Raw genomic sequence first — 17,625 nt, 5'->3', positions numbered from 1 at the left:
TGCAGCCCCCCTGTCATGTCAGTATTTTCGGTATTCGAATTCGTATCAAGGAGCCGTAACCCGGGGAGGAACAGATCATCAGGCCGTAACGGCTGCCAAACCGGATCCGCAGCCTTTCATGGACATTCTTCAATCCGACCCCGTTCTCGCGATACTTTTTGAGCTGTCCCGGATCCGAATTCCACAGCTTCATCAGCGTTTCCGGATCGAAGCCCGGACCGTTGTCCTCCACGTCAATCACGATATCCTCGCCGTTCTCGGACACCCTGATGGAGATGAGCCCGCTTTCCTCCATCGGCTCGATCCCGTGATATAAAGCGTTCTCAACAATCGGCTGAACGATCAGCTTTTGCGTAACGTAGTGCCTCAGTTCATTCGGAAGCTCAATGCCGTAATCGAATTTTTCCTCGAACCTGAATTTCTGTATCCGCATGTAATGCTGGACATGCTCCAGCTCCATGCTGAGGGGGATCAGCTCATGATGCTCGCTGATGCTGATACGCAGCAGCTTTCCAAGCGAAACCACCATCTTGCTGATATCCTTATTGCCCTGAAGCACGGCCATCGAATTGATCGATTCCAGTGAATTATAGATGAAGTGCGGATTGATCTGAGCGACCAGCGCCTGCAGCTCCGCTTCCTTTTTTCGTGCTTGCTCCGTCTCGACCTGCCCAATCAGCTCCTGGATCTGGGTGCTCATCCGGTTAAAGCCGTCGATCAACAAATCCGTCTCGTCCTCCGCCACGTTATGCGACGGGATCGGAACGAAGATGCCCTGCTTGACGCGCTTCATCCCGTTCACCGCGCTAATGATGCTGCGCACCATTCTGCGCACAAAAAAACGGTCGAACAGGAACGCCGACACGAGCGAGATCAATCCCAGGATCAAGGCCAGGTTGCGAATCGGGACCGATTCGGCCGAAATCAGTTTGCTTGGCGTGATGGCGACCAGAAACCAATCTTTATTATGGGAAGGTGAATATGTGATCAGCGATTTTTCGCCTGCATATTGATCGATATAGTAGCCTTTTCCATTCGTCTTATAACTATCCGAGAGAAACGGGAATTCCGTCCGCTCCCCGATATGCCCGCCTGACTTGCTGAACACGATGTGCCCCTGCTGGTTGACCAGCAAAATATCTCCCTGCTTCAGCGTTGCCGCCTCCCAGAACACCTGATCAAGGAGATCCGGCTTCACGTAGATCACCACGGTTCCGATATCCTCCAGCGAGTAATAGTCCTTGATGACCCTGGATTGAATCAAAACGGGAGCGCCGTCAGCCGCAGAGCCGTTCTCGCCGGGTCCGACCCATACGGGACGCCCCTCCGCCTTCTCCACCGCTTCATACCATGCCTGCTGCCTCAGTTCCTGAAGCTCCATTCCGCCATTCGTGTTATACATCAACCGGTCATTCGAATAAAAAGCAAACGACGCAATCATCGGATGATTGATCAGATTGTTGATCTCCTGCCGCCGTTCATAGGTAACCGCGTATTCCGGCTGTTTCAGCATCTGCTGAACCGATTGCTGGGTAATCGCCGAGTTCGAAATCGTCGTGATTTCGTTCAAGGCGAACTTCAGTTTCCGATCCGTTTCCAGGAGCGAAATCCAGTAGAAATCATTCGACTTCTTCTCCATCGCTTCCGAAAAGCTGTAATAGGATACCCCGCCCAGCGCGATGACCGGAATGAAGACCAGAAGAATAATAGCCAGCAATATCTTTCGGCGGAGTTTCATGGATCCTTCCTCCCTCCACTCTACTATGTCTATTATTCTTCATGACAGGCCGCATTCCTTGTCGACTTCACCTTGCTTGTTAACTTTTTATGGCGCCTGATGTCAATCCGGCGATCACCCATCGGCTGAACAACAGAAATACGATGAGAAGCGGCAGCGTCGCCGTGAAGGTGGCCGACATGATCATGCCGAAATCAAGGCCGTCCTTATTGGTGAACAATTGCTGCAGCGCAATTTGAATGGTGTAATTCTCCCTGTTTTTCAATACGACGAGCGGCCAGAAGAAATCGTTCCACACGTTCATGAAGTTCAGAATCCCGAGCGTGGCCATCGCCGGGGTGACAACGGGAATGGCAATGTTCCAGAAGATCCGGAAATGCCCGCCGCCGTCGATCCGCCCCGCTTCGATCAGCTCGGTATGAACGGCAGAGGCGATGTACTGCCGCATCCAGAAGATGCCGAAGGCATTGACCATGGCCGGCACGATCAGCGCTTTGTAGCTGTCGATCCAGTGCAGCTTGGCCATGATGACGTATTGTGGAAGCACGCCCAGCTGGGCAGGCACCAGCATCGTGGCAATGACAAAAACAAACAGCGTCTTTTTCAGAGGAAACTCATACTTGGCAAAAGCATAACCCGCCAGCGTGCAGAGGAACACAACGGACAAGGTCACGGCCGTAGACACCACCACCGAGTTCATCAAGGCCCTGAAAAAATCCGTCCGCTCCAGCACGCGCGCGAAGTTATCGAAAAACTGCGTGCCGGGCGTAAGCAGCGGCGGAATGTGAAATGCCGCATCCTTGTCATTGGTGGCCACGACGAACATCCAGTAGAACGGAAAGACTGAGACCAGCGCGCCAAGGACCATGAAAAGATAGAAAAAGAATTTCGCGACAACACCGGGTTCATCCGGCTTTTTTCGGCTTATGGCGACTGTGCTCATGCTTTTTTACCTCCCGAATCTTTGCCTTCGCGGCCCAATATCATATTTAATACCGAGAACAGAATGGTGGCGATGAACAAGAGAACCGCCGTTGCCGCAGCCGTACCGAAGAATCCGTTCTTAAATGCTTCGTTATACAAATAAGTGACCATCGTGACCCCTTCCTGACGCGTAGAACCCGTGCCGGACTGACCGAGGAATACATAAGCCTCCGTAAACAATTGGAGCGCGCCGATCGTCGATACCAAGGTGACGAACAGAATGAATGGGCGAAGAAGCGGCAGCGTGATATAGAGCAGCTGCTGGCCTCGGGTGGCCCCGTCGATTTTGGCCGCTTCATAAATATCGGTCGGAATGCTCTGCAGCCCCGACAGAAAAATAATGGCGTTATAGCCCATCCACCGCCACATGACCATGGACGATATGGCGATTTTGACTCCCCACCAGCCGGAGTTGAACGGCACGCTTTCCGCACCGAAGGTGTTCAGCAGCCAGTTGACCATCCCGTTGTTTCCGAACATCGTACTGAACACCAGCGTCACCGCAACGATGGAGGTGATGTTCGGCATGAAATACAGAATGCGGAATGTGTTCTTGAATTTGTTCAAGGCCGAGTTCAGCATAACCGCAACAAATAATGCCACAATCAGCTGCGGCACGGTTCCCATCAAAGCCATAATGAGTGTGTTGCTAAAAGCGATCCAGAAGGTCGGGTCGCTTGTAATCAACTCGTAGTTCTTGAAGCCGACGTATTTCATCGGTCCGAGCGCGTCCCATTTGAAGAAGGACAAATAGATGGTAAAAAGAATCGGATACAGTCCAAAAATTGCGAACAAGATGAAGAAAGGCGATATGAACGTATACGCCGTAAACCGGCTTCGCACGGTCTCCGTCAACAAACGCCGCCTCGGGGGCACCGGTTGCGGTGACTCTGCTGTAGCTGTGTCTGCCATGAATGCACCTCCAGGTAGGTAAGGATAAATCCGAATCCGAGCGAAGAGAGCTTCCTCCCTACTCAGATTCGGACGGATTACGGGCTGAACGGGCTAGCGAGGAATGATCCTTTTCCTAGCTGCGATCAACCAGCGTCTTGATTTGTTTCATTGCGCTTTCCCATTCTTTTTGCGGGTCGGCCTTTTTCTCCAACACGTTTTTGAGCGCGTTCTTGATAATCGTGTCGGTCTGGTCGTGAAGCGGTCCGTAGTAAACCGGCTTGATGCGTTCCGCCGATTTGGCATATGCTTCGGAAATGACCTGGCCGCCGAAGAATTCATCCTTCTCCTCCGTGAATGAAGGCTCGCTGTAAACCGCCGGGATAGATGGGAACAAGCCGCTGTCCTTGAACGATTTTAGCTGATTCTCCTTGTTGAGCACCCATGAGATAAATTCGTAGGCTTCCTTAGAATGCTTGCCTTCCTTCGGCAAGGTCAGGAACGAACCGCCCCAGTTGCCTGCCCCTTCAGGAAGCTGGGCAATCTGCCATTTGCCTGCGGTATCCTTGGCATTGCGGATCGTGCCGGCAATCCAAGCCGGGCCGAGCATGACGCCAAAGTCTCCATCATTAATCGCTTTTTGCCATTCCGGAGACCACAGAATCCAGTTGCCGATCCAGCCTTCCTGAATTCCTTTTACCGTAAAGTCGTAAGCTTTTCTCACTTGCGGATTCGTATCTCCGATAAAGGAGCCGTCCTCTTTGTTGAAGTAGATTTGATCCGGGGACTGGTCGCGCACCCCGTTATATACCAGGTCCGTCAAGTCCGCGAACGGTTTTCCTGTTTTGCTTGTGAAGTCCTTGGCTACGCTGGCGAATTTATCCCATGAATCAATCGCTGCGCTAAACCCGTCCGGATCCGTTGGCAATCTGGCTTGCTCAGCCAGATCCGTACGGTAATATACAACCGTAGGACCGATGTCTGTAGGCAGACCGAGTTGGAAGGAGCCGTCAACCGATGTGGCCTGCTTCCATTTCCACTCCAGGTAGTTGCCTTCTAAGTCTTTGGCGCCAAGAACGTACAGATTGTAGAATTTATCCTGGTTGTTGATAAAACGCTCCATAAAGGCGATTTCTAATTGGAAAATGTCAGGCGCACCCGAACCTGCGGACAACGCTGTCGTCAGATTGTTGTGATGTGCGGTTTGGTCCGACGTATTCTGGAATTTGAACGTTATGTTCGGATGCTCCTTCGTATATTCCTTCGCCAGATCCTCATAGTTGGTCGTTCCCAGCGACCAGAAGGAGAGCTCGATTTTCTCTGTGGACTCGGTTCCTTCTTTCGTATTGTCCGTCTCTTCGTTGCTGCTGCCTCCCCCCGGAGATTCAGCCGTACTGCTTCCGTTACCGCCTCCGCCTCCACATGCGGCCAGCGTGAACACCATGATGATACTCAGGAGCAGCATGCTCCATGACTTAAACCTTTTCATCGTTCTACCCCTCTTCCATGAAACGTATTTTTCTTCTTTAGTCTAATGAAAGCGGCGTCAAATTTTGAGGTGGTAAACTTTCGAATTTGAGTTGAATTTATTACGATTCAGGTTCGTTTATCCAAAAAACGCAGCACAAAAAAACCGCATATCGAATGTCGATAGCGGTTTTATAGATTTCATGATGTTCCATCGTTTTCATGTAACGAATTTATATCGTCCATTTTACGATGGAGCCGGCATAGGTCATTCCCCCGCCAAACCCGTAGAGTAAGACGTGGTCTCCCGCTTTTAGCCGTCCTTCATCCACCGCCAGCTGAAGTGCAAGCGGAATGGAGGCTGCCGACGTATTCCCGCGGTACTCGACGCTGGTTAAGGTGCGGTCCATTGTAAATGGCCCCCGCTCGTTAATCGCTTCGATCATGCGAAGATTGGCGCTATGCGGGACAAACCAATCCACTTCGGCTGGGGTCATGCCCCCTTTAGCCAAAAGAGCGCGAACGCCGTCCGGAATGTTCCGAATGGCCCACTTATAAATTTCCCGGCCATTTTGAACAAGACAGCCGCTCTTTAATTCCGTGCCGTCCATTTGCTCGGAGAGCGCTGTTTTATACAGATGAATGCCGCCTTCGCCAAAGGTTCCCGATACAGACGCTATGACACTTGGCGAATCCTCATCTTTCTCCAGCAATACGGCACCGGCGCCGTCCCCAAACAATACGCATGTCGTCCGGTCGGTGTAATCCGTAATCTTCGATAAGGTTTCCGCCCCGATAACCAGGATCTTACGGTAGGCTCCCCCGGATATTAATCCGTCAGCCATCTGGAGCGCATATACAAATCCCGCACAGGCGGCATTCAGATCTAGCGCACCCGTGCTCGCAATGCCCAGCTTCGATTGCACCCGGGAGGCTGTACTTGGAAAAGAATACTCCGGAGTGCTTGTAGCCACAAGAATCATATCCGCATCCTGCACGGTAACACCGTACCGATCAACCATATCCTCCACAGCTTTAATGGCAAGATCCGACACGTACTCGTGTGGGGCGGCAATCCGGCGTTCCCGCATGCCTGTTCGCTGGACAATCCACTCATCACTCGTTTCAACCATCTTCTCTAAATCCGTATTGGTTAATATCCGTTCAGGAACATAGGTCCCGATTGCCGTAATTCTTGACTTTGATTGGCTCATCATTCACACCTCCAAGTTTATAGCTATTATATCACCAAGTACTAGTACTTGGTACTAATTTATTTTTATATATGTTCATTACAGCCTTCACCAACTTCACCTACATCTAAACACATAACAGCCATTCCACAAAAAAACCTTTATCGCGAAAGCGATAAAGGTTCTCTAAGCACGACTAGAAATAGACTTCCTCACCGACCGACATGGAATAAATGTGGAGGTTCGGTGCTTCCTCTGTCAGACGGGCTCGTAACCGGTCCGTTTCTCGTTTGTCTGCATGGACGAGTACGGTATGCAGTGCCGGAACGCCGGTTATCATCTGGCGCACGTCCGTCAGGCCCTGGTGTACCTTATACCTGATTTTTGTTACTGAGCAGGCACCGTATGACGCCGGATGTTGAAGGAGACGATGTCCAAAAGTCCCCTGGGAAACATGACCCGTGAGCAGGACCAGATTCCGGGTATCGCTGGACATCTGGCTATAATACCACTGCGCAAGATTCGACTGCATCATCCCATCGGTTACGAACCATAGCGATGCCCCGTGCTTCTGGAGCAAGGACTCGCGTTCCACCTCGCTAGCCGGTATGATCCAATCGTTCCGATTCAGTAATAACTCCAGCTGATCTCTCATTCCTTGATCCGAATCCTGGCTGCGAAGCCACTCCGAACGCTCGAGCAGTCGCTTCATCCCCTCGATCAGCGGCGCTTCGATCACGATCGGCACGTTTCCCCAGTTCCTGTGTGCCCATAGGATCATTTCCTGCCCTCGGCCGGCAGCCGGCACCGGTAATAATACCTTCCCGCCGGTTTGCAGCGTGCTCTCAATCTTTTGTTCCAATTGCTTCAGTTTATCGGCCTGTGAATTAGCGTCGGTCCCGTAAGCCGCATCCACGATAGCCAGATCCAGCAGCATGGAAGAAGGCTTGTCTACCAGCGCAGGGCTGTCATCCTCAAGCAGCAGCGATTCGGATGTATAGTCTCCTGAATAAAAGATCCGTTTTCCTTCAGCCTGTACCAAAAACCAGACAGCCCCCACCATATGTCCGCTTCGCCCCCACATGACCTCTACGCCGGGAAGCGCTTCAAACCATGTCAACTTCTCAGCCTCTTCCTCCAGGTACCGGTAGCGGATCGCCAGCTGATCCTCCTCCATATAAGGAAGCTCTACGCCTGCCCTTGCCGTGTACTCTCTCCAAGAGGCAAAGTAGTTCGTTAACTGCGCTGCCGTCTCACGAGTGGTCCACACCTCTCCTTGATAGCCAAGCCGGTACAGGAGCGGAATCGCCACCGAGTGATCCTCATGGGCATGCGACAGAAACACGGCATCCAGCTTCGGCACCTGTTCTTGCTGGATCATGGGATAGTCTCCCGATCCTTCCTTCTTGACGCCACAATCCAGGAGTAAATGAACCTGGCTGCCACTTAGTAAATAGGCGGAACGGCCATGCTCGCCTGCACCGCCCCACACCGTCAGTTTCATCATGATGCATTCCACTTTCTTTTAGAATTCATAGCTTCGACCAGCAGTAACAGCAGCACCGTCATACCGACGGAGACGACGGCCATCGCCATCCCGAGAGACACCTGTCCCTGCTCAAACTGCGCAAAGATATATGTAGCTGATGTCTGCATCGATGGAGGCAAAATGAGCAGTGACCCGACCAGCTCCCGTGACGCAATCGTGAAGGTCATGATCCATCCTGCCAGCATGCCGGGCATAATCAGCGGGAGCAGAATCCGCCGCAATATAAGCAGAGGACCGCCTCCAAATACCTGCCCCGCCTGAAACAGGGTACCGTCAATCTGCGTAAAGCTGGCCTTCACATATTGCACCGTGTATGGGAGGAACAGCACGACGTACGTCAGCACCACCATCCCATAGGTATTGTAGAGCGTAACCGGCATCCATGGCGCATTCCAGAGCAGGATCAAACCGACCACCATCACAATGCCGGGGACCGTATTCGGCAAAAGACTTAACAGATCGATGACCCGCTGCATCCGTGCCTGGGACTTGCCGATCGTTAGGGCAAAACCGGTACCGAGTAGAACAGCAACCGTAGATGCTGCAAGCGACAGACCCAGACTGTTACTAATCGCTTTCTGGCTGACCGATCCCCAGGACAGCAATTCCTTGTAATGATCAAGCGTCAGATTATCTAAGGACAATCCGGCTCCGCGGAGCTTCATCAGGGATGCCGCAATGATTGAAAAATAAGGAATGCCGACAGACAATATCAGCAGCAAACCGATGTATAAAGCGCAGACGGCGCCTTTGCTGCCGCGCAGCGAATATCTTTTGGAGCGCTGACCTTTGCCGCCGACAAGACGGTAGGTAAACCTCCGGCTGATCGTAGACTGCATGTACCACATCACCAGACAAACCGACAGCAGGACTGATGCCAGCGAGGTCGCTTTACCGAAATCGATGGGCCAGCTAGAAATATATTTGTGGATTTCCGAGGTCATCACATAATAGCCGATGCGGCGACCAAACGTTGCCGGCGTGCCGAATTCCGCAATGGTTTTTACGAACACCAGCATCGCACCCATGCCGTAAGAGGATAACAGCAACGGCATTATGATTCTTCTAAACCGGTATCCTGCGCTTGCGCCATGAACCGCTCCGGCCTCCTCCAGATTACCGCCGATGCGGATCAGAGCGTCCCGCAGCAGCAGGTAGAGAAACGGGAACAAGTGCAGACTCATGATCAGCACCATGCCTCCGAAGCTGAAGAAGGAATCGCTCCATCTCGCTGCTCCCGGCAGCCACTGATGTAAATATCCGCCCTTTTGCATAAATAGAATCCAGCCCATCGAACCGATATACGGCGGGGTCATGAACGGAATCATCAAAATCACGTCCACCCACCGATGCTGTCCCAACCGGGTTTTGGCCATCATCCAGGCAAGCGGCAGCGCAAACAGTGTCGATCCTGCCACCACGCATACCCCTAGCCAGATGGTTTGCAGCAAAATACCGGACAGCTCATGACCGGCTATCGTTCGTATCGGCGCCAGCCAATCGAAGTGCTGATCCGGGTATACACTTTGCCAGAAAATAAGCAGCAATGGCACACCGATGCTTATAATAAGAAGAAAAAGGGCGAGAATAACGCCCATTTTCCGTAAAAATCGCTGACTGTCCATGATGACAGGTCTCACTTTTCGGTTCACCTCACATTGCCTTCCTGTGCTTCACTCCTAGAGGTTGTTCAAAAAGTCCGATTTTGATAAGAAAACCAATCGAGGTCAATTCAAGGACGAGCGACCGCGATTTAAAGGTAGGTTTTCTTGCGATACAGAATTTCATCAGCGTAGCAAGATAACTAATATCTAACACGAAGTGAATCAAGAAGCAACTCGGCATCGAATCTTGAATTCATCCGGGCCTTCCGGTGCTCACGTACAAACTACGTACGCTCCGCTCCTCACTCCCTAGCTTCATCCAACTGAAGCGTTTTGTAAAAACGCACATCGGAAGCATAAGCTTCGTTGCTGAAAACCGACCTTTTTGAACACGCACTCTTATGCACTTACTTGAATACTTCGGAAAAACGTGCTGCCGTCTCATCCCCATGGTCATTCATCCAAGCCCAATCCACTTTAAACACTGGAATATCCTTCAGATTGGTCCGGCCTTCGGCCTCCACATCCTCACGACCCGGAATCAGATAGGCATCCGCCACCAGTTTCTGCGCTTCGTCAGACAGCAAGTAGTCGATGAAAGCCTTGGCATTATCTACGTTCGGACTGGATTTCAAAATCGCAGCCGGTCTCGGACTCACGACAGTTCCTTCCTCCGGGTATACAATGTCAAGCGGCTCGCCTTTGGCTTTAGCCGAATACGCCATATAATCCACGCCTGCAGCAACCAAACTCTTGGCACCGGTGATCACAGGGTCCAGTGCTTCCTGGTTCGCTCCTGCCATAGCAGTCCCATTGGCTTTATAATCCTCGAACAGTTTCCAGCCTGCGTCGCCCTTCACGCTCAAATAGCCCGTGATAAAATCCAGCGCCGATCCCGACAGCGTCGGATCCGGAATATTGACCGCATCCTTCCACTCTGGCAAGCCTAAGTCCGCCCAGCTTTGAGGCGGCGCAGAGACCAGATTGGTGTTGTATACAATCCCGAGCGCCGATGCGCTTGTGCTGAAATAGTTTCCTTCCGCGTCGGACCAATCCTTATTCAGCTTGTCCGCATTGGCAGCTTCAGGATAAGGCAATGTCAGACCATCCGCCTTGAGCGCCTGTGCGGATGGGAGGGAGGCCAGAATGACAACATCCGCGACCGGATTCGATTTTTCCGCTTCCATCCGTGCCAAAATTTTGCCCGTTGTGCCTTGGAACATCTCTACCTTCACTCCGGTCTTAGCTTCAAAACCGCTCACGATATTGTCGGCAAGCTTTTGAGGGCCAGCGCTGTAAAGGACGAGCTTACCTCCGGTTTGCGCACTCCCCGATGCAGTTTGCTTGCCTGTATCCTGTGCCGGCTTAGTAGCTGAATCCCCATTCGGCGTACTGCCGCATCCAAACAGACTTAGGCTCATAACCGATGCCAACAACAGTACCGCGCTTTTTTTCCGGAACTTCAATTGACTCATTTCTCCCCAACTCCCCTTCATCTTAGCCTGCAGCAGCAGGTGTGCGTTTTGCTATATTCTGTTGCATGCTCACGTTCTTATCATGACTTGTTCCTTCACCCATCTGGCAGATCGTATGCGGAGACACGTACAGATTCACGCGTTCTCCGACCGGAATTCTCTTGTCCAGGTAAGCGGTCCACTTGTCCAAACCATCCACCTGTAAGTGAATTTCGTATCGCTCGCCTACATAGCTCACGCTTAGCACGATTGCCTGATAGCATACATCCTCCGTGCTTGTCCTGCTCCAGCTCACATGCTCCGGCCTCACCATGGAGTGATCGACCGTCACCCAATTGGACTTGCCGATAAACGAAGCCACAAAGGGATGACTGGGTGTTTCATATATCATCTCCGGGGTTCCACGCTGCAGGACTTTCCCTTTCCGCATGACCACAATTTCATCCGACATCGACATGGCTTCCACCTGATCGTGTGTGACATAAAGGGCAGTCAACCCCATATCCTTCACAAGCGACATCATTTCGATCCGCATTTCCTCCCTAAGCACCGCATCCAGCGCACTCAGAGGCTCATCGAACAGTACTAGAGCCGGACGGATCGCTACTGCTCTGGCAAATGCAACCCGCTGCTGTTGTCCACCGGACAGCTGATGCGGATAACGATCTTCCATTCCTTCTAAACGGACCATAGCCAACGCTTCGGTTACTTTTTGCCTGAGATCCGTCTTAAGCTTGGCCGCTTTTAATCCGAAAGCAACGTTCTCGTATACCGTCATATGCGGCCAGAGGGCAAAATCCTGAAATACCATCCCGAAGTTGCGTTTGTGCGCCGGAACGTCAATCTTCTTGTGCACGGAGTAGATACACCGGTCTTCCGCATAGATTTCTCCTCCGTCCGGTTGTTCCAGCCCGGCTATCATCCGCAGCAGTGTCGTTTTGCCGCAGCCTGACGGCCCGAGCAATGTGGTGAATTGACCATGACGCAGTTTTAAATCGGTAGGAAGTAACGCGGGTGTACCTTGAAACGATTTTTGAATGCCCCTGATTTCAATATCCACTTTCGATCCCAACCTGTCTTCTTAAGCTATTTCCAGTGTAAGGGTTACGTTTAAGCGTTGTATTAGACTAATGTAAACTCAGAATTAACTTTTTGTTTGAATTCTGTTGATACTCATAGATTAAATCTATATAGAGAGCATAAATAAGAAATCATCAAGGGAGAGATATATGAATGAATCTGATGAAGCTGCAAATTGTGGAGCTGATCGACCGCCATCATCATATGACCAGCGTGGCAGAAATACTTGGCATTAAGCAGCCAACAGTTACTTTTCATATGAAGTCACTGGAAGAAGAACTGCAAGTCCGGCTGTTTGAGTCCCGAAGCGGAAAAACATTTCTCACCGAGGCTGGACAAGCTCTGCTGCATTATGCGGTAAAAATAAACGCGCTTGCCAAGGAGTCGGAGCGGGTCGTCCGCGAATACGACAGCTTATATCGGGGAACGCTGCACATTGGAGCCAGTTATGTCCCTGCCACCTATCTGCTGCCCGCGATATTGAATACCTTTGCCCGTGAGTTTCCTGGCATACGGATCTCCTTATCCGTCAAGCCTTCTCCGGTTATCCGTGAGATGCTAGCGCGGCACCAGATTGATCTGGGCATTATTTCATCCGAACCCTTTACGGGGTCCAGTCTGCAGGCCGAGTCCTTGTGCAAAGATGATCTGGCCCTAATATGTTCGCCTGACCATCCGCTAGCCAAAACGGATTCGCTGCAGCCCGAGCAGATCATTCGGACTCCCTTCGCCTTGCATGGAACCGAATCCAGCACAAGGCAGCTGACGGACCTGTGGCTGGAGCAGCATGGTTTGCATATGAGGAGTCCGGTAGAGCTCGACTCGCTGGAAGCGATCAAGCAACTTGTGTTGATGGGGGACCATGTTTCCTTTATGTCACGGATGGCGGTACAACGGGAGCAGCAGCAAGGTTTACTGCACATTATGCCGATTCCCGGCCATCGGGCATCCCGGCACATATTCAGCGTCCATAATAAGGACCGTCTTCCTTCCGTCCAAATTCAGCGTTTTCAAGAGGTTTTGCGTGAAGTGGGCAAACAATTGGAGCAGGTCCTGTGATCTAGGTGAGTATATTCTGTAAGCTATGTGGATGGATTAACAAAAAATGTATGCTGCTATTCAATAATTCTATAAACATTTGATACAATCGCCCTCCCCCGTTAACAACTCACAATTATTTAGCGTTTAAAGTAAGCTGTGTACCTAAATCCAGCTTATGGGAGTGATTGTGTTGAGAAAATGGAAACAGCTGACGTTGTCTTTCATGGTAGGTTTCGCGACTTTAGGAAGTGGACTAACCGGTCTCCAGTCGGAGGTTTCGGCCGCCGCCAATGCCGTGCCTTCGTATGAAGTGAAGTTCCTTGCCAAACCCGAAACCGTGCTGGAATCCGGTGGGAGCCTGCGGAGCGAAGTCATTCAAGCATTCGGAATAGCCTCTGTTCCCCAAGCGATCGGTGTTGCTTATTATGATACAAACAATCTGGAACTGGATGCCGAAGGCTGGAATGTCCGTTTTCGCAAAAAAGAGGATAAAGATAACTACGAGCTTACCTATAAGAAACGGTATCCCATCGTGAATGGAGATATTAACGCGGCGCTCAGCTTGGCAAACCAGGAAGGCTTTGATGCTTCGGATGACAATTACGAGGCCGAGATTGATTGGGGCTACGGCAAACAAACGCTTAGCTTCTCCAACACCAAGAAAGTAAGCACGAATACAACCGGCACAACGCTTCCATCCGAACAAGACGCTTTGGCTTTACTGCTGGACAAACTCCCAGGTAAGCTCAAAAAATGGTCCTCTCCGAATTGGGGTCAACAAAAGCTCTCACAGTCCCGTATTCATGGACCGCTGACGTTCTACCGCTATGAAGGATCATGGAAAGGCCAGAAAATGAGCCTCGAAGTTTGGCCGATCCGCAATGCAGACGGCACAGGAACCGAGAATCTGATCGAAATCTCTTTTAAAACGTCCGATGTCTCGGTTGCTTCCCAACTCCGATCAGAGCTAATGGACACCCTGGAGTCTAACGGTTGGCTTCTTCCTATGGATGGCTTGAAGACACAGCTGATATTGGAAAGATACTAAGATAAAGATATTTAAGATAAAAAAGATATTAAGGTAAAGAAAAGAAGGGCACCCGCTATGTGGGTGCCCTTCTTTCTGATGCTTCATGATTCTTTTCACGAGTTCATGCGGGGGATAACAAAAAAGACCGCTATCGATTACTCGATAACGGTCTTTATGGTTGTTCGCTTGGCGACGTCCTACTCTCCCGGGACCCTTCGGTCCAAGTACCATCGGCGCTGGAAGGCTTAACGGTCGTGTTCGGTATGGGAACGCGTGGAACCCTTCCGCCATCGCCACCAAACGGTTCAGATGCTTGATCACCTGAAAACTAGATACGAAACGAATTTGCAGCACATTGAAATATGTTTTGGATAAGCCCTCGACCGATTAGTATTGGTCAGCTCCATGCATTGCTGCACTTCCACCTCCAACCTATCTACCTCGTGGTCTTCAAGGGGTCTTACGAATTGGGAAATCTCATCTTGAGGGGGGCTTCACGCTTAGATGCTTTCAGCGCTTATCCCTTCCGTACGTAGCTACCCAGCCATGCTCCTGGCGGAACAACTGGTGCACCAGCGGTACGTCCATCCCGGTCCTCTCGTACTAAGGACAGCTCCTCTCAAATTTCCTACGCCCACGACAGATAGGGACCGAACTGTCTCACGACGTTCTGAACCCAGCTCGCGTACCGCTTTAATGGGCGAACAGCCCAACCCTTGGGACCTACTTCAGCCCCAGGATGCGATGAGCCGACATCGAGGTGCCAAACCTCCCCGTCGATGTGGACTCTTGGGGGAGATAAGCCTGTTATCCCCAGGGTAGCTTTTATCCGTTGAGCGATGGCCCTTCCATGCGGTACCACCGGATCACTAAGCCCGACTTTCGTCCCTGCTCGACTTGTAGGTCTCGCAGTCAAGCTCCCTTATGCCTTTGCACTCTTCGAATGATTTCCAACCATTCTGAGGGAACCTTGGGGCGCCTCCGTTACTCTTTAGGAGGCGACCGCCCCAGTCAAACTGCCCGCCTGACACTGTCCCCGTACCGGATTACGGTACCAGGTTAGAACCTAGATACGATCAGGGTGGTATCCCAACGTCGCCTCCACACAAGCTGGCGCTCATGCTTCAAAGGCTCCCACCTATCCTGTACAGATCGTACCCAAATCCAATATCAAGCTGCAGTAAAGCTCCATGGGGTCTTTCCGTCTTGTCGCGGGTAACCTGCATCTTCACAGGTATTAAAATTTCACCGGATCTCTCGTTGAGACAGCGCCCAAGTCGTTACGCCATTCGTGCGGGTCAGAATTTACCTGACAAGGAATTTCGCTACCTTAGGACCGTTATAGTTACGGCCGCCGTTTACTGGGGCTTCGGTTCACAGCTTCGGGATTACTCCCTAACCGCTCCCCTTAACCTTCCAGCACCGGGCAGGCGTCAGCCCGTATACTTCGCCTTACGGCTTCGCACAGACCTGTGTTTTTGCTAAACAGTCGCTTGGGCCTTTTCACTGCGGCCCCCTCGGGCTATTCACCCTACCGAGGCACCCCTTCTCCCGAAGTTACGGGGTCATTTTGCCGAGTTCCTTAACGAGAGTTCTTCCGCGCGCCTTAGAATTCTCTTCTCGCCTACCTGTGTCGGTTTGCGGTACGGGCACCTTCACCTGACTAGAGGCTTTTCTTGGCAGTGTGAGATCATGACCTTCGCTACTATAATTTTCACTCCCCATCACAGCCCAGCCTTATCGATGTGCGGATTTGCCTACACATCAGCCTCACTGCTTGGACGGACATCCATCAGTCCGCGTCACTACCCTCCTGCGTCACCCCATCGTTCATAACGGTTTACGGTGGTACAGGAATTTCAACCTGTTGTCCTTCGATTACGCCTTTCGGCCTCACCTTAGGTCCCGACTTACCCTGAGCGGACGAGCCTTCCTCAGGAAACCTTGGGCTTTCGGCGGATCAGATTCTCACTGATCTTTTCGTTACTCATACCGGCATTCTCACTTGTATGCTGTCCAGCGCTCCTTACGGTACACCTTCAACCTACATACAACGCTCCCCTACCCCTGATGCAAAGCATCAAGCCATAGCTTCGGTGGTGTGTTTAGCCCCGTTACATTTTCGGCGCAGAGTCACTCGACCAGTGAGCTATTACGCACTCTTTAAATGGTGGCTGCTTCTAAGCCAACATCCTGGTTGTCTGTGCAACTCCACATCCTTTCCCACTTAACACACACTTGGGGACCTTAGCTGATGGTCTGGGCTGTTTCCCTTTTGACAATGGATCTTAGCACTCACTGTCTGACTCCCGGATATAAGTCTATGGCATTCGGAGTTTGACTGAGCTTGGTAACCCTTGCGGGCCCCGCACCCAATCAGTGCTCTACCTCCACGACTCTAAATTCCGAGGCTAGCCCTAAAGCTATTTCGGGGAGAACCAGCTATCTCCGAGTTCGATTGGAATTTCTCCGCTACCCCCACCTCATCCCCGCATTTTTCAACATACGTGGGTTCGGGCCTCCAGTGCGTGTTACCGCACCTTCACCCTGGACAGGGGTAGATCACACGGTTTCGGGTCTACGTCCACATACTAAATCGCCCTATTCAGACTCGCTTTCGCTGCGGCTACGGCTTCTCGCCTTAACCTTGCATGGGAACGTAACTCGCCGGTTCATTCTACAAAAGGCACGCCATCACCCATAGATCGGGCTCTGACTTCTTGTAAGCACACGGTTTCAGGATCTATTTCACTCCCCTTCCGGGGTGCTTTTCACCTTTCCCTCACGGTACTGTTTCACTATCGGTCGCTAGGGAGTATTTAGCCTTAGCAGATGGTCCTGCTGGATTCATACGGGGTTTCACGTGCCCCGCACTACTCGGGATCCGTCTCGGAGGGAATATACTTTCGGCTACAGGGCTTTTACCTCTTATAGCGGGCCTTTCCAGACCTCTTCGCCTAATATGTTCCTTTGTAACTCCATGTGAGACGTCCCACAACCCCAGAGAGCAAGCTCTCTGGTTTAGGCTGTTCCGCGTTCGCTCGCCGCTACTGACGGAATCACTCTTGTTTTCTCTTCCTCCAGGTACTTAGATGTTTCAGTTCCCTGGGTATGCCTCCTCGTATCCTATGTATTCAGATACGGGTAACTGACTATTACATCAGCTGGGTTTCCCCATTCGGACATCCCCGGATCGAAGCTTGCTTACAGCTCCCCGAGGCAGTATCGTTGTTCGCCACGTCCTTCTTCGGCTCCTAGCGCCTAGGCATCCTCCGTGTGCTCTTAGTAGCTTAACCAATGCTTCGGTTATTGTGCTCATCGCTCTGTTGTCCGTTTGTTTCCTGATCTACTAAACGAGTTAATAGGTGGAAACAAACTTCCAAAGGATCGATGATCCCAAAACCTCCGCTGCTACTTTTATAAAAACTTGATCAATTGCTTGACACAAGTTCAGCTAAAAGGATATTTCTAATTGCGCAAATTCGTTTCGTTATCTAGTTTTCAAGGATCAAATGAGAGTTGAACTCTCAAAACTGACCAACGAGTGAGTAACAGGCCTAAACCTGATTTTAA

General features: G+C 51.3%; 11 protein-coding genes and 2 rRNA genes. 2 read left to right on the top strand and 11 right to left on the bottom strand.

Annotated features, from left to right (window positions below):
- Positions 1–13: 13 nt before the first annotated feature.
- From MKY48_RS04810 to MKY48_RS04770, 9 genes are all read right to left on the bottom strand, one after another.
- Positions 14–1,738 (bottom strand): sensor histidine kinase, encoded by a 1,725-nt coding sequence (locus MKY48_RS04810; protein WP_036661988.1) that lies wholly within the window; start codon positions 1,736–1,738, stop codon positions 14–16.
- Between the two features lie 79 nt (positions 1,739–1,817).
- Complete coding sequence (locus MKY48_RS04805; protein WP_009592322.1) at positions 1,818–2,681, bottom strand: carbohydrate ABC transporter permease; 864 nt, start codon at positions 2,679–2,681, stop codon at positions 1,818–1,820.
- On the bottom strand, positions 2,678–3,634 hold the full coding sequence (locus MKY48_RS04800) for a sugar ABC transporter permease (RefSeq protein ID WP_339270435.1): 957 nt from the start codon (positions 3,632–3,634) through the stop codon (positions 2,678–2,680). Before MKY48_RS04800 ends, MKY48_RS04805 begins: the two co-directional genes overlap by 4 nt.
- 115 nt (positions 3,635–3,749) lie before the next feature.
- Positions 3,750–5,102 (bottom strand): extracellular solute-binding protein, encoded by a 1,353-nt coding sequence (locus MKY48_RS04795; protein WP_339270433.1) that lies wholly within the window; start codon positions 5,100–5,102, stop codon positions 3,750–3,752.
- A 211-nt stretch (positions 5,103–5,313) separates the two neighbouring features.
- A complete protein-coding gene (locus tag MKY48_RS04790) occupies positions 5,314–6,294 on the bottom strand; it encodes a ketoacyl-ACP synthase III (protein WP_179090724.1) in 981 nt (326 codons plus the stop codon).
- A gap of 175 nt (positions 6,295–6,469) precedes the next feature.
- The gene (locus tag MKY48_RS04785; RefSeq protein ID WP_339270431.1) at positions 6,470–7,780 is read right to left on the bottom strand and encodes an MBL fold metallo-hydrolase; all 1,311 of its coding nucleotides are present in this window, start codon (positions 7,778–7,780) and stop codon (positions 6,470–6,472) included.
- Positions 7,777–9,447 (bottom strand): iron ABC transporter permease, encoded by a 1,671-nt coding sequence (locus MKY48_RS04780; RefSeq protein WP_339273392.1) that lies wholly within the window; start codon positions 9,445–9,447, stop codon positions 7,777–7,779. The genes MKY48_RS04785 and MKY48_RS04780 overlap by 4 nt, the downstream gene beginning before the upstream one ends.
- Positions 9,448–9,833: 386 nt before the next feature.
- Positions 9,834–10,901, bottom strand: coding sequence for an ABC transporter substrate-binding protein (locus MKY48_RS04775; protein ID WP_339270429.1), 1,068 nt, complete (start codon positions 10,899–10,901; stop codon positions 9,834–9,836).
- Between the two features lie 22 nt (positions 10,902–10,923).
- Positions 10,924–11,961 (bottom strand): ABC transporter ATP-binding protein, encoded by a 1,038-nt coding sequence (locus MKY48_RS04770; protein WP_339270427.1) that lies wholly within the window; start codon positions 11,959–11,961, stop codon positions 10,924–10,926.
- Positions 11,962–12,134: 173 nt separating this feature from the next.
- Here MKY48_RS04770 and MKY48_RS04765 point away from each other — a divergent pair, with 173 nt between their 5' ends.
- Both MKY48_RS04765 and MKY48_RS04760 read left to right on the top strand, forming a co-directional pair.
- On the top strand, positions 12,135–13,040 hold the full coding sequence (locus MKY48_RS04765; RefSeq protein WP_339270426.1) for a LysR family transcriptional regulator: 906 nt from the start codon (positions 12,135–12,137) through the stop codon (positions 13,038–13,040).
- Between the two features lie 169 nt (positions 13,041–13,209).
- Positions 13,210–14,070 carry a hypothetical protein gene (locus MKY48_RS04760; RefSeq protein WP_339270424.1) on the top strand — a complete coding sequence of 287 codons (861 nt, stop codon included), beginning with the start codon at positions 13,210–13,212 and terminating at the stop codon, positions 14,068–14,070.
- A 166-nt stretch (positions 14,071–14,236) separates the two neighbouring features.
- On the opposite strand, the gene rrf is transcribed toward MKY48_RS04760, so the two are convergent.
- Positions 14,237–14,353: ribosomal RNA gene (rrf, locus tag MKY48_RS04755) — 5S ribosomal RNA — on the bottom strand.
- A 66-nt stretch (positions 14,354–14,419) separates the two neighbouring features.
- A 23S ribosomal RNA gene (locus MKY48_RS04750) occupies positions 14,420–17,348 on the bottom strand.
- Positions 17,349–17,625 lie beyond the last annotated feature (277 nt).

Origin of the sequence: Paenibacillus sp. FSL W8-0187, assembly GCF_037969755.1 — a bacterium.
Classification (GTDB): Bacteria; Bacillota; Bacilli; order Paenibacillales; family Paenibacillaceae; genus Paenibacillus_AQ.
This window is presented reverse-complemented; position numbering and strand designations above follow the sequence as displayed.